The sequence below is a fragment of the uncultured Flavonifractor sp. genome, from assembly GCF_944387675.1.
Lineage (GTDB): Bacteria > Bacillota > Clostridia > Oscillospirales > Oscillospiraceae > Flavonifractor.
This window is the reverse complement of sequence record NZ_CALXFV010000114.1, coordinates 1-6,477: the sequence shown is the minus strand read 5'-3', so window position 1 is coordinate 6,477 and position 6,477 is coordinate 1. Positions and strand designations below refer to the sequence as shown.

The following is a 6,477-nucleotide window of genomic DNA, read 5'->3' as shown; positions in this document are numbered from 1 at the left end:
GCATAGGAGGGGTCGGTCAAAATCTCCTGATAGCCGGTCATGGAGGTGTTGAACACCATCTCGCACACCCGGTCCGCCGGGGAGCCGATGCTGACCCCCTGGAACACCGCGCCGCTGGCCAAGATCAAGGTCGCTTTCATCTCCCGTATCACGCCTTTCTTTCCCATGGTATTTGTTTGATTCTACACTCATTTTCCCCCTGAGGCAACTCCCTTTTTCCCCCTCTTTTTAAAATTGTAAATTTGGACAAAATACCGGGGCGCACTACCTGTTTTTCACAGGCAATGCGCCCCGATGTTCTAAAAAATAGGAATCTCACCTAATTATTTTTCTGCCTCCGGCACCAGTTCCACCACCACCACCTCCGGCGGATTGAACAGCCGGGGAATCCGGGTGCTCTCCCGGGCCAGCCCGCGGCTGACAATGAGGGTGGTACCCTCCAGGTCATATGTACCTCCGGCGTACCGGGGAAAAAGCCCCTGGTTGGGGGCCAGAAGGCCGTTGATGAGGCCGGGCAGCCGCCACTGTCCCCCGTGGGCGTGGCCCGCCAGCACCAAATCAAAGCCCCGGCCGGCATAGTCCTCCACCCGCTCGGGCCGGTGGGTAAGCAGGATGGAAAACACACCTTTCTCCAGGGCCGCGGCAACCCGTTCCAACTGCGCCTGCCAGGCCCGCTCTCCCACACCGGGGTCGTCCACCCCGCAGATCTGAAGGGTCTGCCCCGCCGCCGCCGTCAGGACCCGCTCCCCTTCCAGCACCACCGCGCCCCGGAGGCGGAGCGCTTCCTTCAGCTCCTCCACCCGGCCGCTCCAGAACTCGTGGTTGCCGGTAACGTAATAGGTGGGCCAGCGCTCCGCCAGAGCCTCCACCGTATCCAAGGCCCGCTCCTCCGGCATCCGGGGTTCATCGTCCACCATATCCCCCACCAGAAGCACCAGATGGGGGTCCTGGGCCGCCACCCGGTCCAGCAGCTCCCGCTGGCCTTCACCGTAGCCGCAGGAGTGCAGGTCGGAGAGCACCGCCAGGCGTACCACGCCCTCCACCTTTTTGCTGCCAATCACATACTCCCGCACCGTCAGGCGGGTATCCATCCCCGCCCACAGCAGCAGGCCCGCCGCCACACCCCCGGCCAGCAGGATCTTTCGGGTTCGTTTTTTCAACAGCCGCTCCTCTCTTTCCGGCGGGACCGCATAATGGCGGGCATCCCGGCCATACTGAATCATAAAACCTGCGCGTGGAGGGGTCTTTTATGGTCATCGCCTTTCTCCGTACCATTATCTTGTACGCGTTTATCATCGTGGGAATCCGGCTTATGGGCAAGCGCCAGGTGGGAGAGCTGGAGCCCTCCGAGCTGGTGCTTGCCCTGCTCATCGCCGACCTGGCGGCGGTACCCATGCAGGACTTCGGCATTCCCCTGCTCACCGGCCTCATCCCCATCCTCACCCTGCTCTGCCTCACCATGGCCCTGTCGGTGCTCACCATGAAAAGCGTCCGGTTCCGGGCGGTGCTCTGCGGCCGACCCAGCGTCATCGTGGAAAACGGGAAGCTGCGCCAGGGGGAGATGAAGAAAAACCGCTTTACCCTGGATGAGCTGATGGAGGAGCTGCGGATGAAGGGTATCACCGACCTGTCCACCGTCAAATACGCCATTCTGGAAACCAACGGCCAGATTTCCGTACTCCCCTACGCCGCCCAGCAGCCGGCCACCGCCGGGCAGCTGGGGGTATGCGGCGGGGAGCCGGGGCTGCCCACGGTGCTCATCAACGACGGCAGGGTAATGGAACGCGCCCTCCACAGCCGGGGATTCAACCGGGCCTGGCTGGAAAAGCAGTTGAAGCAGCACCAGGTCAGCCGGACCCAGGACGTGTTTTTGCTGATGGTGGATGAGGAAAACAAGGTCTTTCTGGTCAAAAAGGAGGGGACGCAATGAAGCGGCTCTGGATCGCCCTGGCCCTGCTGGGGGCCATCTTTGCCGGGACCCTGCTCCATATCCGCTCCCTCCACGGCTTCACCGACCGCCTCTCCACCCTGCTGGGGCAGGCGGAGGAACTGGCGGAGGCGGAGCGCTGGGAACAGGCCGCCGCCCTCACCGTTCAGGCCAGAGACATCTGGACGGGCCGGGACGTGTACCTCCACGTGCTCCTCCGCCACGGGGACACAGACAGCATCTACACCGCCTTCCGGGAGACCCTGGCCCTGCTGGAGAGCCGGGAATACGGGGAGTATGCCGCCGCCAACGCCCGCCTGACCACCCAAATCCAGCTGCTCTATGAGGCCGAGCAGCTCACCCTGAAAAATATTTTCTAGCGCAGGCGGAACCGCCCCTTCCGTCTAGTACCCCCGCAGCGGGGCGGAGCCGTCGTCCTCCCCCTTCTCAATGGAGAGGATGGTCACGTCATAGCCGTAACTGTCGCTGACCTGAATGTGTACCCGCTCTCCCGCCTTGCGCCCCAGCAGGGCCTTGCCCACCGGAGATTCCTTGCTGATCAGACCGTGGAGGGCGTCCTGCCGCATGGTGGTCACCACCTGGTAGGTCTCGGTGTCGTCCTCGTCCTCCAGGTGGACCGTCACCTTGTCGTACAGCCCCACCCCGTCGGTGACCGGCTCCTCCCGGAGCACCCGGGCGGTGCGGATCATGTTCTCCAGGTAGCGGATGCGGCCCTCGTTGCGGTTCTTCTCCTGCTTGGCCGCCTTGTACTCAAAGTTTTCGCTCAGATCTCCGAAGGCCCGGGCCTCTTTTACCGCCTCCAGCAGCCGGGGACGGAGCTGGATACGGCGGTAGTCCAGCTCCTCTTTCATCATCTGAAGATCCTTTTTGGTCAGTTCGTCGTGCATCAGGCATCTCTTTTCCTTCCTTGGATTATTTGGGCCGGAACTTCCGGGGTTCCTCCCCCCGGCGGATGCGCGCCAGGCCGTGATGGTGCCGGCTTACCATCAGCGCCGTCAGAGCGGCGGCCAGGGCGCCTGCCTCCCAGCCGTGGAAGAGAACGGCCAGGGGAAAAAAGGCCATCGGGATCACCACCGCCCCCAGGGGCAGCCAACCGGTGAGCAGGGTGACGGCCAGGCCGCACAGGCAGGCCACCGTTCCCCACAGGGGGGAGTAGAGTATCAGCCCCGCGCAGGTCACCGCCACCCCCTTGCCCCCCCGGAAGCGCCGCCAGAAGGGGAAGTTGTGGCCCAACGCCGCCCCCAGGGCGGCCCACAGCAGGGCAATCCGCCCCAGCGCCGCCCCGGTGAGCAGGACGCAGAGAGAGCAGGCCAGGGCGGTTTTGGCAAGGTCCCCCAGCAGAGTGAGCAACCCCCACCTCAGCCCCAGCTCGTGGGCCAGGTTGGCCATGCCCGGGTTGCCCGTACCCAGCCGGGCGGCCCCCGCCCCGGTGCGGCGGCGGGCCACCAGCTCCCCGGTGAGAAAGCAGCCGAAGACATAGCCAATCACAAGACAGATCATCCGTTCCATGGTAAGCACCTCTCGCTCCCAATCTGGAGCCAGTTTGCCCCAAAACGGCGGTTTTAGCCCTCCGCTTCCGGATTCTTGGGGTGGGCCGCCTGGCCCGCCTGGATGGCCGCCCGCTCCCGGGCCAGCTCCTCCCGGAGCTGGAGGGAGGTCCAGGCCCCGTTGGTGGGGGTGAGCACCGCCTTCAGGGACACGGGAGGAATCCGGTTCCGGCGGAAGCCCTGGAGGAACCGGTCCAGCAGGGGGCCGGGGCAGTTGACCAGCAGCAGCAGCTCGTCTGGGAAGTCCTCCCCCGTCCATGGGGTCTCCGGCGTTCCGCCCGCCGCCAAATCCTTCAGGCTCATGCCGTATTCCTCCGCCTCCACCAGCCGGGTGCGCAGGCCCAGGAGCAGGCACATCCTCCGGATTTTGTTTCCCTTGTCGTTGTTCAGATTATACAGCAGCACCATGGGTTGGTTCATAAAATGCCCTCTTTTCATACATGGGATTGCCGTTTCTATTTTACCCGTCTCCTCCCCCGCCGTCAATATTTTTGCCCCTCTCTTGCAAAGGCCGGGCAGTTTGTGAGATACTAGGAAAAACAAACGTTCCAAGGGAGGCAATCGCAATGAAGATCGCCATCGTCACCGGCGCGTCCTTCGGACTGGGCCGGTCCTTTGTCCGCCGCCTGGACCGGCTGGGCGGCCTGGATGAGATCTGGGGCGTGGCCCGCCGGCGAAACCGGATGGAGGAGCTGACCGCGGAGCTGTCCACTCCCCTGCGGCCCATGGAGCTGGACCTGACCCGGCCTGAAAGTGTGGAGGTCCTGCGCAAGCGCCTGGAGGAGACGGGAGCCGACGTGCGGGTGCTGGTCAATGCCGCCGGATTCGGCAAATTCGGCACCTACGCCGACATGACCCTACAGGAGACCGGGGACATGATTGCCCTCAACTGCCGGGCGGCGGTGGCCCTCACCGCGGCGGTTCTTCCCCACATGAGCCGGGGCGGCCGCGTCCTGGAAATTTGCTCTTCCGCCGCCTTCCAGCCCCTGCCCGGCTTCAACGTCTATGCCGCCACCAAGGCCTTCCTCCTTCACTACAGCCGGGCGCTGCGGTGGGAGGTGGCGCCCCGGGGTATCCGGGTGACGGCGGTGTGTCCCGGGTGGATCAAAACGGAATTTATGGAGGTGGCCCGGGACACCAAAAACGGCCGCACCGTCCGCCACTACCCCTTCGCCCTCCGGCCGGAGACGGTGGCCCGGCGAGCCTTGCGGGACAGCCGGGTGCTGGCCGTCACCACCTGCGGCCTGCCCGCTCTGGTGCAGCGGGCGGCCAGCAAGTTCCTCCCCCACTGCTTCATCATGGCCTGTTGGGAGGGACTCCGCCGGCTCTGAGGTCCCTGGCGGCCCGGCAGCTTGCGCTCCGGGGCAAAATGTGATATCCTAAACCGTAAATTTTCCGTCTGCCCACCAGATGAGCTTAAGAGAGAAAGAAGGAACCACCATGTCCCATCAGACCGTAATCGTCCTGGATTTCGGCGGCCAGTACAACCAGCTGATCGCCCGCCGGGTACGGGAGTGCGGGGTATACTGCGAGGTCAAGCCCTACACCACCCCTCTGGAGCAGCTGCGCGCCATGGCGCCCATCGGCTTCATCTTCACCGGCGGCCCCAGCAGCGTGTATGACGAAAATGCCCCCCATGTGGACGCCGCCATTTTTGAGCTGGGGGTGCCGGTGCTGGGCATCTGCTACGGCTGCCAGCTCATGGCCCACACCCTGGGCGGCCAGGTCACCGCCGCCCAGGCGGACACCGCCCGGGAATACGGCAAGACCGAGACCTATTATGATACCAGCTGTAAGCTGTTCAAGGGCCTGCCAGAGCAGGGGGTGTCCTGGATGAGCCACGGAGACTACATGGCCCGGGTCCCGGAGGGCTTCGCCCTGGTGGGACATACCGACGCCTGCCCCAATGTGGCCATTGCCGATGAGAAGCGGGGCTTCTACGGCGTGCAGTATCACCCTGAGGTAAACCACACCCAGCACGGCGTGGATATGATCCGCAACTTCCTCTACGAGGTGTGCGGCGCCGTGGGCGACTGGTCCATGGGGGACTATAAGAACACCGCCATCCGGGATATTCGAAAGAAGGTCGGGGACGGCAAGGTGCTGCTGGCTCTGTCCGGCGGGGTGGACTCCTCCGTGGCCGCCGCCCTGCTGGCCGAGGCGGTGGGCAGCCAGCTCACCTGCGTCTTCGTGGACCACGGCCTGATGCGCCTCAATGAGGGGGACGAGGTGGAGGCCGCCTTCGCCCGCTGGGACATCCACTTCGTCCGGGTGGACGCCGAAACCCGCTTCCTGCTGAAGCTGGCCGGCGAGGCCGAGCCGGAGCGCAAGCGGAAGATCATCGGGGAAGAGTTCATCCGGGTCTTTGAGGAAGAGGCCAAGAAGATCGGACGGGTGGACTATCTGGCTCAGGGTACCATCTACCCCGATGTCATCGAGTCAGGCGCCGGCGACGCCGCCGTGATCAAAAGCCACCACAACGTGGGCGGCCTGCCCGACTATGTGGACTTCAAGGAGATCATCGAACCTCTGCGTATGCTGTTCAAGGACGAAGTGCGGCAGCTGGGCCGGGAGCTTGGCCTGCCCGAGTATCTGGTGTCCCGCCAGCCCTTCCCCGGCCCCGGCCTTGCCATCCGCATCATCGGGGATATTACCAAGGAGAAGGCGGATACCCTCCGCCAGGCCGACGCCATCTACCGGGAGGAAATCGCCAGGGCGGGCGAGGATCAAAACATCAATCAGTACTTCGCCGTGCTCACCAACACCCGCTCCGTGGGCGTTATGGGCGACGGGCGCACCTACGATTACACCCTGGCCCTCCGGGCGGTAACCACCAGCGATTTCATGACCGCCGACTGGGCCCGTATCCCCTATGATGTGCTGGACAGAATCTCTACCCGCATTGTCAATGAGGTGGGGGGTATCAACCGCATCGTTTACGACATCACGAGTAAGCCGCCCGCCACAATCGAGTGGGAATGA

General features: G+C 64.2%; 9 protein-coding genes. 4 read left to right on the top strand and 5 right to left on the bottom strand.

Annotated features, from left to right (window positions below; translation table 11 throughout):
- On the bottom strand, window positions 1-140 hold a 140-nt coding region (locus Q0J74_RS09850; protein WP_297214069.1), incomplete at its 3' end, for a carbamoyl-phosphate synthase domain-containing protein.
- Between the two features lie 183 nt (window positions 141-323).
- Entirely contained in the window at window positions 324-1,160 is an 837-nt protein-coding gene (locus tag Q0J74_RS09845) for a metallophosphoesterase (RefSeq protein ID WP_297214067.1), read from the bottom strand.
- Window positions 1,161-1,249: 89 nt separating this feature from the next.
- Here Q0J74_RS09845 and Q0J74_RS09840 point away from each other — a divergent pair, with 89 nt between their 5' ends.
- Both Q0J74_RS09840 and Q0J74_RS09835 read left to right on the top strand, forming a co-directional pair.
- Entirely contained in the window at window positions 1,250-1,930 is a 681-nt protein-coding gene (locus tag Q0J74_RS09840) for a DUF421 domain-containing protein (protein WP_297214064.1), read from the top strand.
- Window positions 1,927-2,307: a DUF4363 family protein gene (locus Q0J74_RS09835; RefSeq protein WP_297214062.1), complete on the top strand. Its 381-nt coding sequence runs from the start codon at window positions 1,927-1,929 to the stop codon at window positions 2,305-2,307. Before Q0J74_RS09840 ends, Q0J74_RS09835 begins: the two co-directional genes overlap by 4 nt.
- 24 nt (window positions 2,308-2,331) lie before the next feature.
- On the opposite strand, the gene greA is transcribed toward Q0J74_RS09835, so the two are convergent.
- Genes greA through Q0J74_RS09820 form a run of 3 tightly spaced genes read right to left on the bottom strand, consistent with a single transcriptional unit; the run spans window position 2,332 to window position 3,915 of the window.
- A complete protein-coding gene (greA, locus tag Q0J74_RS09830; RefSeq protein ID WP_297214060.1) occupies window positions 2,332-2,835 on the bottom strand; it encodes a GreA/GreB family elongation factor in 504 nt (167 codons plus the stop codon).
- Between the two features lie 25 nt (window positions 2,836-2,860).
- Window positions 2,861-3,457: a glycerol-3-phosphate acyltransferase gene (locus Q0J74_RS09825; RefSeq protein WP_297214057.1), complete on the bottom strand. Its 597-nt coding sequence runs from the start codon at window positions 3,455-3,457 to the stop codon at window positions 2,861-2,863.
- A 53-nt stretch (window positions 3,458-3,510) separates the two neighbouring features.
- Complete coding sequence (locus Q0J74_RS09820; RefSeq protein WP_297214054.1) at window positions 3,511-3,915, bottom strand: DUF3783 domain-containing protein; 405 nt, start codon at window positions 3,913-3,915, stop codon at window positions 3,511-3,513.
- A 146-nt stretch (window positions 3,916-4,061) separates the two neighbouring features.
- Here Q0J74_RS09820 and Q0J74_RS09815 point away from each other — a divergent pair, with 146 nt between their 5' ends.
- Both Q0J74_RS09815 and guaA read left to right on the top strand, forming a co-directional pair.
- Entirely contained in the window at window positions 4,062-4,826 is a 765-nt protein-coding gene (locus Q0J74_RS09815) for an SDR family NAD(P)-dependent oxidoreductase (RefSeq protein ID WP_297214051.1), read from the top strand.
- A 109-nt stretch (window positions 4,827-4,935) separates the two neighbouring features.
- Window positions 4,936-6,477: a glutamine-hydrolyzing GMP synthase gene (gene guaA / locus Q0J74_RS09810; protein WP_297214048.1), complete on the top strand. Its 1,542-nt coding sequence runs from the start codon at window positions 4,936-4,938 to the stop codon at window positions 6,475-6,477.

Excerpts from the sequence above, each read along its gene's own strand:
- Q0J74_RS09815 (WP_297214051.1), top strand. The coding sequence starts at position 4,062 with ATGAAGATCGCCATCGTCACCGGCGCGTCCTTCGGACTGGGCCGGTCC.
- Q0J74_RS09825 (WP_297214057.1), bottom strand. The coding sequence starts at position 3,457 with ATGGAACGGATGATCTGTCTTGTGATTGGCTATGTCTTCGGCTGCTTT.
- guaA (WP_297214048.1), top strand. The coding sequence starts at position 4,936 with ATGTCCCATCAGACCGTAATCGTCCTGGATTTCGGCGGCCAGTACAAC.
- greA (WP_297214060.1), bottom strand. The coding sequence starts at position 2,835 with ATGCACGACGAACTGACCAAAAAGGATCTTCAGATGATGAAAGAGGAG.
- Q0J74_RS09820 (WP_297214054.1), bottom strand. The coding sequence starts at position 3,915 with ATGAACCAACCCATGGTGCTGCTGTATAATCTGAACAACGACAAGGGA.
- Q0J74_RS09835 (WP_297214062.1), top strand. The coding sequence starts at position 1,927 with ATGAAGCGGCTCTGGATCGCCCTGGCCCTGCTGGGGGCCATCTTTGCC.
- Q0J74_RS09840 (WP_297214064.1), top strand. The coding sequence starts at position 1,250 with ATGGTCATCGCCTTTCTCCGTACCATTATCTTGTACGCGTTTATCATC.